At 43.7% G+C, this 15,672-nt stretch carries 13 protein-coding genes and 1 tRNA gene; 5 read left to right on the top strand and 9 right to left on the bottom strand.

Features of this window, described 5'->3' with window-relative positions; translation table 11 throughout:
• Window positions 1-7 precede the first annotated feature (7 nt).
• From AC1DBT_RS01695 to ulaG, 5 genes are all read right to left on the bottom strand, one after another.
• Complete coding sequence (locus AC1DBT_RS01695) at window positions 8-646, bottom strand: 3-keto-L-gulonate-6-phosphate decarboxylase UlaD (RefSeq protein ID WP_006302304.1); 639 nt, start codon at window positions 644-646, stop codon at window positions 8-10.
• Window positions 647-687: 41 nt separating this feature from the next.
• On the bottom strand, window positions 688-987 hold the full coding sequence (locus AC1DBT_RS01690) for a PTS sugar transporter subunit IIB (protein WP_311431212.1): 300 nt from the start codon (window positions 985-987) through the stop codon (window positions 688-690).
• A 126-nt stretch (window positions 988-1,113) separates the two neighbouring features.
• Complete coding sequence (locus AC1DBT_RS01685) at window positions 1,114-2,589, bottom strand: PTS ascorbate transporter subunit IIC (RefSeq protein ID WP_480018348.1); 1,476 nt, start codon at window positions 2,587-2,589, stop codon at window positions 1,114-1,116.
• Window positions 2,590-2,660: 71 nt separating this feature from the next.
• A complete protein-coding gene (locus AC1DBT_RS01680; protein WP_048597197.1) occupies window positions 2,661-3,110 on the bottom strand; it encodes a PTS sugar transporter subunit IIA in 450 nt (149 codons plus the stop codon).
• 41 nt (window positions 3,111-3,151) lie between these two features.
• Window positions 3,152-4,216 (bottom strand): L-ascorbate 6-phosphate lactonase, encoded by a 1,065-nt coding sequence (gene ulaG, locus AC1DBT_RS01675; RefSeq protein ID WP_480018347.1) that lies wholly within the window; start codon window positions 4,214-4,216, stop codon window positions 3,152-3,154.
• A gap of 260 nt (window positions 4,217-4,476) precedes the next feature.
• Here ulaG and AC1DBT_RS01670 point away from each other — a divergent pair, with 260 nt between their 5' ends.
• Window positions 4,477-5,331 (top strand): DeoR/GlpR family DNA-binding transcription regulator, encoded by an 855-nt coding sequence (locus AC1DBT_RS01670; protein WP_480018346.1) that lies wholly within the window; start codon window positions 4,477-4,479, stop codon window positions 5,329-5,331.
• Between the two features lie 151 nt (window positions 5,332-5,482).
• Here AC1DBT_RS01670 and gnd read toward each other — a convergent pair whose 3' ends face one another.
• Window positions 5,483-6,925 (bottom strand): decarboxylating NADP(+)-dependent phosphogluconate dehydrogenase, encoded by a 1,443-nt coding sequence (gene gnd / locus AC1DBT_RS01665; protein WP_480018345.1) that lies wholly within the window; start codon window positions 6,923-6,925, stop codon window positions 5,483-5,485.
• A 397-nt stretch (window positions 6,926-7,322) separates the two neighbouring features.
• On the opposite strand from gnd, the gene AC1DBT_RS01660 reads away from it, so the two are divergent.
• Window positions 7,323-8,180, top strand: a complete 858-nt coding sequence (locus AC1DBT_RS01660; RefSeq protein WP_480018344.1) for a MurR/RpiR family transcriptional regulator — start codon at window positions 7,323-7,325, stop codon at window positions 8,178-8,180.
• Between the two features lie 129 nt (window positions 8,181-8,309).
• Here the strand turns inward: AC1DBT_RS01660 and AC1DBT_RS01655 are convergent, their stop codons facing one another.
• Window positions 8,310-10,238, bottom strand: coding sequence for an acyltransferase family protein (locus AC1DBT_RS01655; RefSeq protein WP_480018343.1), 1,929 nt, complete (start codon window positions 10,236-10,238; stop codon window positions 8,310-8,312).
• 154 nt (window positions 10,239-10,392) lie between these two features.
• Complete coding sequence (serS, locus tag AC1DBT_RS01650) at window positions 10,393-11,676, bottom strand: serine--tRNA ligase (RefSeq protein ID WP_464362176.1); 1,284 nt, start codon at window positions 11,674-11,676, stop codon at window positions 10,393-10,395.
• A 181-nt stretch (window positions 11,677-11,857) separates the two neighbouring features.
• Between serS and AC1DBT_RS01645 the strand changes: the two genes are divergently transcribed.
• Window positions 11,858-12,079, top strand: a complete 222-nt coding sequence (locus AC1DBT_RS01645) for a DUF6724 family protein (protein WP_061103305.1) — start codon at window positions 11,858-11,860, stop codon at window positions 12,077-12,079.
• Between the two features lie 98 nt (window positions 12,080-12,177).
• Here AC1DBT_RS01645 and AC1DBT_RS01640 read toward each other — a convergent pair.
• Window positions 12,178-12,264 (bottom strand) — tRNA-Leu (locus AC1DBT_RS01640).
• A gap of 131 nt (window positions 12,265-12,395) precedes the next feature.
• On the opposite strand from AC1DBT_RS01640, the gene AC1DBT_RS01635 reads away from it, so the two are divergent.
• The gene (locus AC1DBT_RS01635) at window positions 12,396-14,378 is read left to right on the top strand and encodes a serine/threonine-protein kinase (protein ID WP_480018342.1); all 1,983 of its coding nucleotides are present in this window, start codon (window positions 12,396-12,398) and stop codon (window positions 14,376-14,378) included.
• Window positions 14,365-15,672 carry an FhaA domain-containing protein gene (locus tag AC1DBT_RS01630; protein WP_480018341.1) on the top strand — a complete coding sequence of 436 codons (1,308 nt, stop codon included), beginning with the start codon at window positions 14,365-14,367 and terminating at the stop codon, window positions 15,670-15,672. Before AC1DBT_RS01635 ends, AC1DBT_RS01630 begins: the two co-directional genes overlap by 14 nt.

Raw genomic sequence — 15,672 nt, 5'->3', positions numbered from 1 at the left:
TGGGTTATTAGCCCCAAATTTCTTTAATCTTGTTTTGGAAGTCTACAGCAGCCTGACGAGGATCTGGAGCCTGCGTAATACCACGGCCTGCAATAAAGGTGTATACAGGAATGCCACGGAACAACTCAAGGGTGTTAACATTCAAGCCACCAGTTACCGATACCTTAAAGCCCATGTCACAAAGTTTTTTAATCTTGGTAAGATCTTTTTCGCCCCAAGTTTGACCAGCAAGTAAAGCATCGCGGCTTTGGTGGTATACTGCCTGCTCAATTCCCGTATCAAGCCAGCCTTGTGCTTGCTCAAATGTCCAGTCACCATACAGCTCTACCTGAACAGCGTCCACCTCTTTAGCGGCTGCAGCCATGGTAGGAAGTGTTGCGCAACAAATGCATGTCATAAAGTTGGCACCACCGTCGTGAACATTTTTAGCAACAGTTCCACCTGCGTCAGCACATTTAGGATCAGCAACAATCAGTTTGTTAGGATACATTGATCTAAAGCATTTGATAGCTTTTTGACCCTCTTGAAGAATAAGGATGGTTCCTACTTCCAAAATGTCTACTACGTCTCCAACTGCTTTAATGTCTGCCAATGCGCTTGGTAAATCATTATGATCGCAAGCTATCTGAAGCATAGGTAATGCCATAATTTACTCCTTTTGAGATTTCTTAATTTTCTTGGTGTTGTTTAAAGATTTTTGCTCTTAAGATCGCTCTCTTCGATGCGCTGTTTGCACTCGGGAACGCTCATAACATTGCGAACACCAATAACGGTAACGCCTTGTTTAGCAGCGTCATCAAACATGTTTATAAAGTTAAGCGGTGTGAAAACAACATCGTAATTTTTAGCGGTGCTTTTACCCTCGGCAATAGAGGTGTGATTGCTTGCGGTAACCTTGTATCCTAAAGCAGTAAGAGCCTTAGTTGCAGTTTGCAAAAGCATTAAAGAAGTACCAGAACCATTAGCACAAGAAACCAAAACACGCATGATATCCTCCTAAAACAACAGTGCGCGTATCAAACGCAATTCAAACAAAAGCGCGTGCTCAGGTGCTCAAGAAACACCTTATGAGCACGCACTTAAATCACCACATACAAAGTAAGGAACTAAAGCTTATGCCTTCTTGAATTCTGCTTTGTACTTTTCGTAATCCTCTACCTGCATAAAGTAACCCTTGGGGTTAGCACGGTATTGAAGCTGTGGGATAGCAAGCAGAACAACGATAACAATTGCGATACCAACGAATGGAAGGTATTTCATAACGAGGGTTGCAACCGGCCATACCGTTGCCCAGTCGAGCATACCAAGGTATCCACCGTATGCAGCCAAACCAACCCAGCTTGCAAACAGAGCTGAGCCCAAAACTTGAACGATACCAGAAATGAAAGGCAGAACAAGTGCAGCTTTGTAACCACCACGGTTATTAGCGAATACACCAATAGCAGCATTATCAAAGAAGACTGGAATAAAGCCTGCGATAACAATGGTTGGTGACTGGCAAATAATAAGAAGAGCAATGGTAATAAATTGTCCTACAGCACCAGCCAAGAAGCCGATGGTTGCAGCGTTTGGTGAACCAAAAGCAAAGGTTGCTGCAATATCGATACCAGGAACTGCACCAGGAAGAATGGTATTAGAAATACCTTGGAAGCTCTCAGTAAGCTCGCCCACGAAGGTACGAACACCAAGTTGTAAGATTGCCAGATAAACAGCAAAGTACAAACTGGTTTGAAGAATGTAGAAGAAGAAGTCATCTTCAGGTTTAAGCGCTTTAAGCGCTACAAGGTAATCCTTGCCCAAAACAGCCAAAATAATACCGAAGAACAAAAGCATCAAAATAGAAGTTGAAACCATGTTCTCGTTGAAGATCGAAAGCCAACCAGGAAGCTCAACATCTTCCATACGCTTAGGCTCTTTACCATCTTTAGGCTTAAAGAGTTCTGCAACTTTAGCAAAGAACGTTAAACCAAACATCTGTTGGTGAGCAACAGCAAAGCCACCACCATCAGTTAAGTCTTGGCAAATACCAATGGTAAGGTTTGAACCTACAGCCCAGTACAGACCCAAGATAACTGACATGATTGCCAAGATTTCCCAGCGACCCATAAATGGATAGCAGAACAAAATAATCCAGAACGCAGTAGATGCTTGCTGAACTTGTACGTGACCTGTGGTAAAGATAGCACGAAGTTTAGTAAGCTTGTTAAAGCGAACAACAATGATGTTGATAATAAATGCGAATAACAAAAGCAACATAACGTCGCCGAACATGCGACCAAATGTTTCTTCAACACCTGCGGTTACCGCATTTTGACCAAAGTATGGGTCGATAACCATTGCGCTTAAATTAAAGCGGTCTCTCAAACCAACCAAAATAGGACGGAAGTTTTTGACCAAGCCGCCTGAACCTACGCACAAAATCAAGTATCCACATGTTGCCTTTAAAAAGCCTGCTAAGCATTGATACCATGGCTTTTTAAGCAGGATATAACCGATCAGTACGATAAAACCAATCATAAACTGCGGTTGAGTAAGAATATTTTTAGCAAAGAACGACCAACATGCTAATAAAATTCCTGGAATATCCATTGTGCCTCCTTTGTCTTAAACGACGTATATACTCCTTTGCACCATTTGTGCAATTACCACCAATGTTTAAACTACAAAAGCTTTTTGTAGTCTTCTAAAGAATGAGTAGCTTTAAGTTGCTCAACCTTTTCTTCGTCCATCAAAAGATCCATAAGACGCTGAATGTTTTTAAGATGCTCATCAGAGTCTTTTGCAGCAAGCGTAAAGAATAACTGTGCCTGCGGCTCCTCTTTTGTGGCAGGATCATAAAACGTAACAGGAGCTTCAAACTTAGTAAATGCGATTCCTGTTCCCAAAACTCCCGGAGCAGTTGCAAGTGCATGAGGCATTGCAATGCCAGGAACTATAACAATATAAGGGCCGTTGTCCACAACGTTTTGAACAATAGTATCAACATAGGTTGGCTCAATCATATGGTTGTCAAGCAAGGGCTTGCAGCTCATACGAATAGCTTCTTTCCAGTCTTGAGGCTGTTTTTCGGCGTAGTAGACAAGATTGTTATCATAAAAATATTTAAGCATTTCACACTCACATCCGGTTGAAGTTCACGGTACGGCTCATCTTATAAGAATGCGTCATAAGGAAGATCAGTCTCATAATCAAACGCATCGTGGAAACCACGGTCATACATGTACTCCATGTGATCAGTGTCGCCAGGATAGTCATAACGACCGCCAACTTGCCATACAAATGGCTTAAATTTGTACTGCATACGATCTTTACGATATTTCCAAAGCATAAGAATTTCTTTAGGATCGGCCATAAAGTTGGTCCAAATGTCGTAGTGCGTAGGAATAATAACCTTAGTCTGAAGAGCTTCTCCAACCTTAAGAACATCAGAGGAGGTTAATTTATCGGTAATACCAATTGGGTTCTCGCCATATGCAACGCAGGCAATATCAATCTTGTTTTCTTTACCGTGCTTTACATACATATTGGAGTAGTGAGAGTCACCTGCGTGGTAAACGTTACCACCGTCAGTTTTAACAAGGTAGTTAAGAGCAAGCTGATTCATATCACGAACAGGCTTACCTTTAAGAGACTCATTAGGATCGTCTACGGTAAGCAACATGGTGCGGTCAAACGACTCAAGAGCCTTTACCTCAACGTCTTTTACTTTAACGCTTTCATTTGGATGAAGAACAACAATGCGCTCTGCAGGAACACCCCATGCAATCCATTTGTCGGCAACATCTTGTGGACCTACAAAGGTAGCGTTAGGGCAATTACGTGTTACAACAGCAGCGGTTGTTTGATCAAGATGGTCTGAATGTGAGTGCGTTACGCATAAAACATCGATATCACGAACTGCAAATGGATCAATAACAAACGGTTGATTACGACGATTTGGTTGTAAGTTGCGCACACCGCTCATGCGCATCATTTGATGGCCTTTTTTCATATGACCAGAACCAATGGTTTGTTTTCCTGTTTGGTTCCACATATCAATGACAACATTAGTACCGTGGTCTGATTTAATCCAGATGCCCATGTTGCCCAACCACCACATAGACAGTGTTTTTTCTGGAACTTTAGCCTGAGCTATCTCCTCGGTAAGCCATGTTCCCCACTCGGGAAATGTTTTATTGAGCCACGACTCCCTCGTAATCTCATCGATAGCACTCATATACATTCCTTTCTCTTGATGTAGTTAGTTCAATTATATGAACGTTTAAATATGCAGACAATGTGTTTTTATGTTTGTTTCAACCTTATATGGTGGTTTTATTCACAGTATTTATTGTTTACGAACTTTTTTCGCTCATAATAGAATTTATAAAACGCTCAAATGCAGATGTAAAACGTTTTATCATCCAAAAAAAGTTTTAGGTCTGAAAACCATATGAGTGACACGGTTTGTAAACTGGCGCAAGGATGGCGATACTCATGAAAAACTCCTCCAAGCTTATTAACGCACGGCGTGCTGTTATAGAAGAGACGCTTCATCAAGCTCCTGACCATACAATTTCGGTAAGCGCGCTTGCCGCACATTGTTGTGTTTCTCCCATGACTATGCGCCGCGACTTGGTGGCGCTCGAAAAAATGGGCGTGTTGGTTCACAAACACGGCTATGCTACGTTGAGTGAGCACTATCGCTTTAAAGACGCCAAACCAACAAACACCAGCATCGAGAAGATAAAAATCTCTATAGGCAAAATGGCAGCAAACTTTGTGCGCAACAAAGACACGGTTTTTATTAACACCAGTTCAACTGCTCTCTATGCGCTTGACTATTTGCAAACAAAAAGAGTGAACGTGGTAACTAACAACCTGCGCATCCACGAACAAATTCACAAAGACTCACTTAACCCGGCGTCAACCGTTATTATCACAGGCGGAGAGCTGCGTCTGCCAAAGGAGGCCCTCACAGGAGAGGTTGCCGAAACCGCCGTAAAACGAGTGATTGCCGATGTTGCCATTATTGGCTGCTCGGGGCTAAGCTTAAAAAACGGTATAACCACCAGCAACGCAGGCGAAACTAACGTTAATCGTTTAATGATTGAACACACCAAAGGAAAAGTTATCGTTGTTGCCGACCATCGAAAAATATTCCGTGATTCAAACTTTTTTGTAGCCGCTTCAAAAACCATAGATGTGCTCGTAACCGATGAGTTTGCGGACGCACAATCAATTGCTGATATTGAGCAGGCAGGTATTGAAGTTATTCAAGTAAATATAGGTAGCAGTATTGCAGAAGACGATATTGATAACCACACAAGAAACAGAACGCATATCCAATAGCATTTCTCATGAGAATAGTGCGTTCATACAAAATGTAATATGCTAAGCGCGCAAAACGCTTAGCATATCAACATGTACGCTAGTTATCATAGTTTATAACAACGCAAAATTTTATATTTGCTTAATATTGCTGTTTATAATGCAAATAACCCTACATCTGCTCCCAAATGTGATGGAACGACTCACTACGCGGCTTATCAACACGCTTAAATGTATGAGCGCCAAACCAATCGCGTTGAGCTTGGCAAAGATTTGCCGGAAGCTTTTCCGAGGTGTAACCATCAAAATAAAGCAGCGAATTTGCAATGGTAGGAACATATAATCCTGCACCAATACCTGCAAGCACTACACGTCTCCACGCCGCAACAGAGGATTTGATTTCGTCTTTAAACTCATCGGTCAGCATAAGGTTAACAACCTTACCCTCATCATAAGCGCGCTTAATACGCTCAAGAAATACCGCACGAATAATGCAACCTTCGCGCCATAAAAGCGCAATGTTACCCAGGTCAAGATTCCACTGATAGGTATCTGACGCTGCTTGCAGTAAAGAAAAACCTTGTGCATACGACATAATCTTTGAAGCATAAACTGCCTGCTCAAGATCGGTAATAAAGGTGTTGATTTCTTCTTGCGACATCTTTGGCGAAAGATTTTGACCCCCAGCTTGCTTGCCAAACTCGTGCGCGGCATATACACGCTCATCTTTTTGAGCCGATAAGTTACGCGCAAACACCGCTTCGCACATAGTTGGAACGCATTGATGCTTCTCTAAAGCGTCCATTGCCGTCCACATACCTGTGCCCTTTTGTCCTGCTTCGTCCAAAATTGCATCAACAAGCTCACCGGTGCCCAAAGGATCTTTAACGCGCAAAATTTTAGACGTAATTTCAACAAGATACGACTGCAGACGGCCACGATTCCAATTTTCAAAAACGTCTGCTATCTGAGCATTTGAAAATCCACATACATTTTTAAGCATAAAGTATGCTTCGTTAATAATTTGCATGTCGCCATACTCAATGCCGTTGTGGACCATCTTTACATAATGGCCGCTTCCGCCTTTGCCAATATAGTCGCAACACGAATCACCCGAAGCGGTATGTGCGGCAATATCTTTAAGCAGCTGTTTAAGGTGGTCATTAAATACATCTTTATTACCCGAGGGCATAATAGATGGCCCTAAAAGCGCGCCCTTCTCGCCACCAGAAACGCCCATACCAAAGAACTTAATGCCTTTTTCTGCATAGTGTTTCATACGACGCTCGGTATCTTTATAAAAAGAATTACCAGCATCTATAACGATGTCGCCCTCTTCAAGGTATGGCAACAAACCATCGGTCACAAGATCAACCACCGTACCTGCCTTAACCATAAGGATGATTTTTCTTGGCCGCTCAAGTGCAGCAACAAAATCTTTAAGCGAATATGAAGGAGTAATTTGATCGGTTTCTTGCACTTTATTTTGCATAAATTCACGCGTTTTATCCCCATCACGATTATAGACCGCAAGGGTATAGTGATGATGAGAGATGTTAAGCGCAAGGCTTTGACCCATAACGCCCATTCCGTATACACCTACAAAACAAGCCACGCTTATTGCCTCCTTTTACCTGTAGCAAAGGTTCTTCGTACACTTTGCTAACCATTCTAAACTTACAAGTTAACGCCCACCAATAGGGTATTTTACTTACAAGTGTATGCGCGCGATTACGCGTTTAGGCATAATCAGCATCTACCTACACTATAATTATTTTTTCTTATTATACCCCTCTTTAGGAAATATTTTTTCTTAAACGGTCATTTGCGAAAGCTCAACGGTCAATTAAAATCTTCAATCACGCTACACGCTACACTATTGCTACACTATGGTTAGTTTGGGTTTTATGAAAAGGCTGCGGCGGTGCATGGTCTAAGCTCCGCGGCAAAGAACGACAAGTCACGCATAAAACACGTCCAAACAAAAGGAAAGGTTAAAGAAAGAGCATCACATGAAAAGAATCTCGGTTACCGCAAAAATAAAGTCGCTCCTTCCCTCGTGCGCAGAAAAAGAACAGGCTATTGCACAGTTTATTCTTCACCACGTGCGAGAGACCTCGTATATGACAATCCATGAATTAGCAGATAAACTTGGGGTTGCCGATTCAACAATATTTAAATTTGCGCAAAAGATGGGCTATAAAGGGTTCCGTGATTTTAGAAACGATCTCTTAACCGAAGCCTACGACCCCGAGGTTTCGGTTCATGAGCACATAACAACGCGTGATTCCCTTGCAACGATTGCTGCTACCATTTTTGATTCAAGTGTAACCTCTTTACATAACACGCTGGCATTGCTTAATGAAAACAATCTCAAGCGCGCACTGAATCTCATTAACAACGCGCACACGCTTACATTTTTTGGCTGCGGTGGATCAAACATTGTGGCCGCAGACGCCTATCACAAGTTCCTGCGTTCACCGCTGCATTGTCAAAACGCGTTAGACGAGCACATTCAAATTATGCAAGCCTCGCTTTTAACCGCGCAAGATGTTGCAATTATTATTAGCCATTCGGGTCTATCTAGAACAACCCTTCAGATTGCTGACATACTGCGCGAAAATCGTGTTCCTATTATTTTTATTACAAGCTACCTTAATACGCCCATTACACGTTTTGCCGATGTTGTGTTTATCTCAGCCTCAGAAGAAACCGGATACCGAAGCGAATCGCTTGCAAGCCGCGTTGCACAACTGGTAATTTTGGACACGCTTTTTTGTGCTGTAATGTTTAAGTCTGATGATAAAAACGTAGCACAAACGCTGCATAACATACGCAGCGCAATTAATCGAACAAAAATTGAGGAATAGTGCCCCAAATAAGACAGTGCTAGGCTCCTTATTTTATCAGGCACATACATTATGCGCACATGCATATTCCTACGTGGTTTAACTTACTTTGGCAAAATACGCGCTCACAGGGCACTCCGAAGCCCTTCTTTACGATGAGCTTTTTTCTTGCTGTGACTGCAATATGCTTTTAGCGACAAATTGGGCATACACCTCAGATCCACCTATATTAGGGTGTGTTCCATCAGTATAAAACAGCTCAGTTTTGTCCTTAGCAAATTGATGCCAATCAATAAGATGCAGATTATCGTGGCGCTTAACAGCTCGTGTGATGTAATCATTTACATCGTGCTCGTACGAGTCATTTGACACAACGGTGCTGATGTATATATCGGTATCACTAAATTCGATTGAAAGGGTGTCGAGCATATCGTTGTTAATTATGCCGTTGGTACCGAGTGCAAAATACACAACATCCGGGAAATTATCCGAGTGTTTTAGCTCACGCAAAATGTTTAAACCTGCAGGTATCTGACGACTATTCGTTGCGTCAATAGTCATATTCGGTAAAATTTTGCCCAATTGTTTACGACACATTTTAAGCACCGAATCGCCCACGGCAAAGATTTTAATGTTGTGCGCAAGTGTTGCCTCTTCTTTAGTAATTCCAAGTTCAGGATATTGTGCAATAACCTTATCAAACTGATTTATGTTGTCAGGTTTTTCATATGGCGTCGTACCAGCAGTACCGTCTTCTTCCTCCTGCTGCGAAGCATTCTCGTCCGATTGCTGCGTGTCGTTTGTTGTGGTTCGCGCGTTTTCGTCGTCATCATCAGCAAGACGGCTTTGCATTTCGCGCACGTCTTCAGGCGCACCAACGGGCGCATGTATGCACGTCCACGCAAAGCAGGCGATAAGAGCCGAAAATGCCAAAAGTACAAGCATTTTTCCCCGACTATGCGCTTGATTTTTATGCAACGCAGAAGGTGCGCACCAGTTAACTAAAGCCATCAAGTGTTTTTCGCTTATCTGATAGGTAAGCTCTGCCAAAATAAGCAGAAAAACGGCTTGCATAATAACTGCCGATCCATAAGAGACTCCTGGAGGGTTAAAACCAGCTTTGCCAAATGCCCATAAGGTATATTGCCACAGATAAAGACTATAGCTACGTTTGCCTAAATACATAAGGACGGGATTACCAATCAGGCGCGCAGAAAGGCCAGACTCATCAACCGACGTTGCCATCGCCACAAGAAGAACTACATTAAACAAGACCATTCCGCCATAATACGCAAACCACGTATCGCCAGCCAGAAAAATCATGCACAAAGCTGTAATAATGCACGCCAATAGGCTTTTATATGTGTCTAACGTGCGAGCGCGCTGATACCAATTAACCAGTGTTTGTCGGCTAAAACGACACGCCAACGCAGACCCTAGCAAAAATGAAAAGACGCGTGTATCACTTCCATAGTAAGCGCGCGTAATATTATGTATAGATAGCTGATACATAACGGCTAACAATACGGCAGAAACTGCTGCACCTATAAGGGAAACTCTCAACAGCGCACGACGAGGCGCGCGCGAAGCCAGTTTGCCCACGACCCACACGACAAACGGCCAAAACAAGTAAATTTGTATTTCAACTGCTAACGCCCACATATGAGTGAGCATATCGGGTAGAGCAAAGTGCTGAAAATACGATAGATTTTGGCTAATCTGCCACCAGTTATTGACACCAAACAGGGTTGAAAATGCACTTGCAGAGAAATTGTAGAGTAAATCATGGTTTAAAAAGTTTGCCCATAAGGTAGCAACCAGCATAAACAAGATCATTGGTGGATAGAGCCGCTTAATGCGCCGCACATAAAATCTTATAATCGAAATCTTTTTATGCAGTTCCAATTCGGACAAAAAGGAATCTGTTACAAGGTATCCCGATAAGGTAAGAAAAATAATAACGCCTAAATAGCCACCTTGAACGGTATGAGGAAACCAGTGATAAAGGCATACAAAAAGAACGGCAAGACCGCGCCAAGCCGTGAAGGATTTGATCATGTGAGCCTGATTTTGACGCATAATGTTTCCTCAAATATTACCAACATTTACATTTTTATGTTAACTCATTATGTAAGTTACAAAAAGGTGCTCCGCACAGCACATAAACTGTCCGAAGCACCATCACACAAAACAAACATATGTTCTATACTTATCCACGCACAAATGAGCACGACTAGCACGCAGGAATGGTTTTTAACCCTCTCATATACGGCTGCAAAGCCTCGGGCACACTAATAGATCCGTCGGCGTTTTGATAATTTTCCATAATAGCTGCCATGCATCTTCCTACCGCCAAACCAGAGCCGTTAAGCGTGTGAACATAGCGTGTACCCTTAAACTCACTTGGATCACGATACTTTATATTTGCACGACGCGCTTGGAAATCCCAACAATTTGAGCACGAAGAAATTTCTTTGTAATTGTTGTAGCTTGGAAGCCAAACCTCAAGGTCATAGCACTTGCATGCAGAAAAACCAATATCGCCCGTACAAAGCGAAACGACACGATATGCAAGTCCCAATACCTGCAAGCACTTCTCGGCCTCGGCAACCATAGACTCAAGCTGATTCATGGAGTCCTCGGGCTTTGCAAACTTTACCATTTCAACTTTATCAAATTCATGAACACGAATGATACCGCGCGTATCTCTACCTGCAGAACCAGCCTCTTCTCTAAAGCATGGTGTAAAGGCAGTATATTTTAGTGGTAGCTGTGAAGCGTCAAGCACTTCATCGCGATGCAGGTTGGTAAGCATAACCTCGGCAGTTGGAATAAGATAGAGGTCGTTGCTTACATGGAACAAGTCTTCGTCGAACTTGGGGAGCTGGCCAGTTCCAAAGAGCGAATCATAGTTGGTTAATACAGGAGGCCACCACTCTTTAAAACCTGCTTCGTTGTGCATGTCGATAAAGAAATTGATGAGCGCGCGCTCCATTTGCGCACCATAACCACCAAGCACATAAAAACGCGAACCCGCAAGCTTTACACCACGATCAAAATCGATCATGTGGGTTTGCGTGCCCAAATCCCAGTGAGCTTTTGCATCAAAGTCAAAGGAGCGCGGAGTTCCCCATTTGCGAACTTCTTTGTTTTCGCTATCGTCTTTACCATAAGGAACGCTTTCATGAGGAATGTTGGGGATTGCACTCACCAAATCATGAAGCTGTTTTTCGACAGACGTACGCTGTTCCTCTAGCTCGGCAATGCGAGCTTTACCAGCCGCAACCTGCTCTTTTGCAGCCTGCGCTTCGTCTTTTTTGCCCTCTTGCATAAGCTTACCAATTTGCTTTGAGGCACTATTACGCTCGGCTTGCAAACGCTCAACTTCTACAATGGTTGATCGGCGTAACTCATCAAGTTTAAAAAATTGTTCCCTATCCCAATGTGCGTTCTGTCGCGATGCGCACGACTTATCTACCACGTCGGGGTTTTCCCTCACAAACCTGATATCAAGCATTGCTACTCCTTTTGCGTTACCAACTTTGCTCATCAAAGCACTGTTATACAAAAACTGTTAAACTACTCGTACGTAATATGTGTTTAACTATACGCCATTCAGGCATAATAACCTATATATACGCACTAAAGTATATACTTGTTCTATAAAAGATTTACACACTCCTTGGGAAAGGATGTATATGGACGCAATAAATGACTTTTTTACCTGGTTGTTCGCAAGCCGACAAGGCGTTTTGGTGCTTGTTTTAGGCGGAATTGTGTTCTTTGTCCTTATTTCTATTTTTCTTGAAATCAAAACACGTCAGCGCTTTAAAAACCACAAAAAGCAACAAGGTGATTGGGATTTGTTTGATTCTGATGACGAAAGTGGTTGGAGCGATTTTGAAGAAGACAACAAATAGAGGCTGTAAAACACAGGTAGAGTGCAAAAAACACGAAGTCGTAGAACCCGTAAAGCTACCACGTAATTGCACAACTAGGAGATTTGTTTAGTAAATCGTGGTGCGGGCGAAAGGACTTGAACCTTCACGAGGGAACCCTCATATGCACCTGAAGCATACGCGTCTGCCAATTCCGCCACGCCCGCATGGGTAGAAATTTTACTCCAATTTGGTAAACTTATGCAATAACGCATGTGCGTATTGAAGAAAAAAATATAACATCACATGCATAGCAATGTGTCACGCCAACCAAAAACGAAGTTCAAAAGGACACATTATGAGTAACAATCATTACACGCAACCTGCCTATACGCCACAGCAATCCCGTGCATTTCATAACGCGAGCGCTGCTGCGGATTCGGATTTCTCGCAAAGAGCTGACGCTTACGAAACTTCATACGACCAACAAATCCAAAACAGTGTTTTACAAGGTCGTTATCGCGTTATGGACGAATGTACCACGGGAGGCTTTGGCGATATTCTTATTTCGTGGGACACACGTCTTCAACGACGTGTTGCAATTAAACGTATTCCACTCTTTAGCGGCGCTGAATATGATGATTTTTCAAGTCAAGACGGCGCGTATAACCACATAAGCTCAACCATTCAAGAGGCGCTGCAAGAAGCACGAGCCGCGTCAAGGCTTTCGCATCCCAATATTGTATCGGTGTATGACTTTGAAACCGATAGTATGTATGCCTATCTTGTTATGGAGTATATCGACGGTCTTACGCTGCAAGAGTTGCTTGGACGCGTCGAAGGTGGCACTCTCACGGGTGACGAGGCAAGTTATGTGTGTCGAGCGCTTTGTTCGGCTCTGGCATGCGCGCATAAAAATCGAGTGCTTCATCTAGACATTAAGCCGTCAAACATCATGTTTGACCAAAACGGCTGTGTTAAACTCTGCGATTTTGGTATGGCCTCTCTTGCTTCGGCAACTGGATATGGCGATGCGCGCGGAGGAACCGTGGGTTATATGTCTTGTGAGCAAATATCGGGAGATTTGGTAGACGAGCGAAGCGATATCTTCTCGCTTGCAACCGTAATGTGGCAGTGTCTTACAGGCACATGTCCATTTGCGGCAAACACGGCAGAAGCATCGCGCAAGCTCATTGAAAAGGGAATTAAAAAGTCGCTTTCCGACTACGCAAGCGATCTTGCTCCTGTAAGTCAAACTCTTGTTGATCAAAGCTTAAAGGCGGCGCTTACTGCAAATCCATCGCTGAGATGTGCACATGTAGAAAATCTCTCGCACCAAATTGGTGACGTATTAGGCGACGAAAAAGAGGGCAAGCGCTCTATTGCGCAACTGGTACAACAAGCCCTTGAAACAGACGAGTGCGCCACAGAATTTGATAAGCACAAGCTTCCTTTTGGGTATCGCCACCCTCGTGTGCTTCCTTGCGCAAAAAAGTTGCTTAATGCCGTATGCGGAATATGTGGTGCATGGGTTCCTTTGGCAGGAATCGTGCGGTTTTTTGCTCACCTGTGCACGTCGTGTACATTTGAAGGCATTTCCTTTTTGACGCAAGGTCTTGGCGGCACTCCTTTGATAGTTTTTTTGGCATGTGCTTGCGCGATAGGCGTTTTATCAGCCTTTATACCGTTTAGCGCAGTAGGCATCATATGCCTTATATATGCATTTTCGCTTATACTACATCCACAATTTCTAACAGGCATTGGCGCCTTACTCCCCATCGTGTTAGCTGTCATAAGTCTTGCCTGGCTCATCGTATGCGTGCGCAAAAATACATGGGTGTCAAGCTGCGCGCTTATTGGAATTGCTACGCAAAATCCCTTCATGACTCCACTAGTTATTTCCTCTCATGTGCAGCTACTTCCTGCATGTATACACTGTTTTGCATTGTGGCTCATCGTTCATCTTACAAGCTGGACAACCATGGCTGCGTCCAATCCCCAACAGGTTTGCACATACCTGTTTCATCTTATACAACAACCAGCGCTTATGACTCTTGGTATAAGCGTGGCAAGCACGGCTCTTGCTGCATACGTTTTGCAACAAACCCAAAGCCCATGGCTTAGATATACCGTTCAAATTGCTGCAAGCGCGCTTATGCTCTATGCATTTATTACATCGCATACCATTATTGACATGGAGAGTTGCGGTATATACTCAATTGTGGATATCACACGAATCGCTCTTGCGCTATGCTTAAGTATCCTTATGTTTATTGTGATGAAGTTAGACGATTCACAACCTGCAGGTGAGGAGATTGAGAATGTCTATGAACTTAATTAAAACGTTTGAAGAAAGAATGAACACCATATTCGGGAGCTCTTCCGAGGGCTTTACCGCACCGTTTTCGATAAAAAAGCTTGCTAAACGCGCGGCACGCGAAATGGAAGCAGAAACATTTGAGATAGACGGGATCAATACCGCTCCCGCACTTTATACCGTATTGGTTTCCCCCACCGATGACGCCACCATGCGATCTTTGTATGTAAAGCTCATCAGCGAAATATCGGCTTTTATCGAAGCAAAAGCGCAGTCAAAATCCTATGTTTTTACAGGTAAGCCACTCATTCGCTTTATGGTTGACCCCGGTCTTAAAAGCGGAAAATTTGCCGTCTTTGCCGAAAACATAGACGCGTCCACGCTTGCTCGCCTTCGCGCCGAAGAAGACGCGTTTCTTTCGGGCTCATTGGGCGTTGGTGGCGCTGCACAAGAACAGCTTCACGGTGAAGTTAAAATGGTTAATCCACCACGCGCTCGGCAGCGAAACGCTCGTTTTTCTGAGCAAGCAACACCTCAGCCGCCCGTAAGCTCGCCTAACGCTCTGTCTAGTGTGCCCAATGAGGGAGCACGCGTCGCACAAAGCAAACCAGCATATAAGCCAACGCCTCGGCAAAACGAAGTTGCAGCTGCTAATCCGCAAAATTCGTACAAACGAGGTGTGGTTGCTATTCCCGACGAAACTTCTGCAGGAGATTTTGCGCCGCTTATTGGCGGACAAGACCTCGATTTATCTGCAGGTTTAAGTGTATTGCCTTCAAACCTTGCTACCATAGGCTCGGCTTCCATCAACACGCCTCCCGTAAGCGTTATGCCTGCAGCTCAAAACGTCCAGCACACGCCTTTAGTTAATGCGCGCGCAGATAATTGGGGTCGCCATGCAACCGCAGCAGACAACGCAAACTCCAATAGGTACGCACAAAACGCCTATCCTGCAGCTCCTGATGGTATGGCTCCTACGCAAAGAAGAGATTCGTTCTCGCAACCTGCGCAAAATTACGCCGAAGCAACAACTCCTACCTCGCTGCTTATCAATCATCAGACAGGCGAGACGTACGAGGTCTTTGCGCCGCAAACCGTTATTGGACGCGAACGCTCGCACGCACAGATTGTGTTACGCGATTCAAATATTTCACGTCGACACGCGCAAATAACGTACAACGGAAGAAATTGGTTGATACAAGATCTTGGTTCAACCAATGGAACGCAGGTAAACAACATGACGGTAGACAGTTGCGTTTTGCGCAACGGTGACATCATAACGCTTGCGCTTACTAACTTGGAATTTAGGGAGAACTAG

This window comes from Fannyhessea sp. C0108B2 (assembly GCF_056583915.1).
The sequence above is the reverse complement of the archived record's forward strand: the minus strand, read 5'-3'. Positions and strand labels throughout refer to the sequence as shown.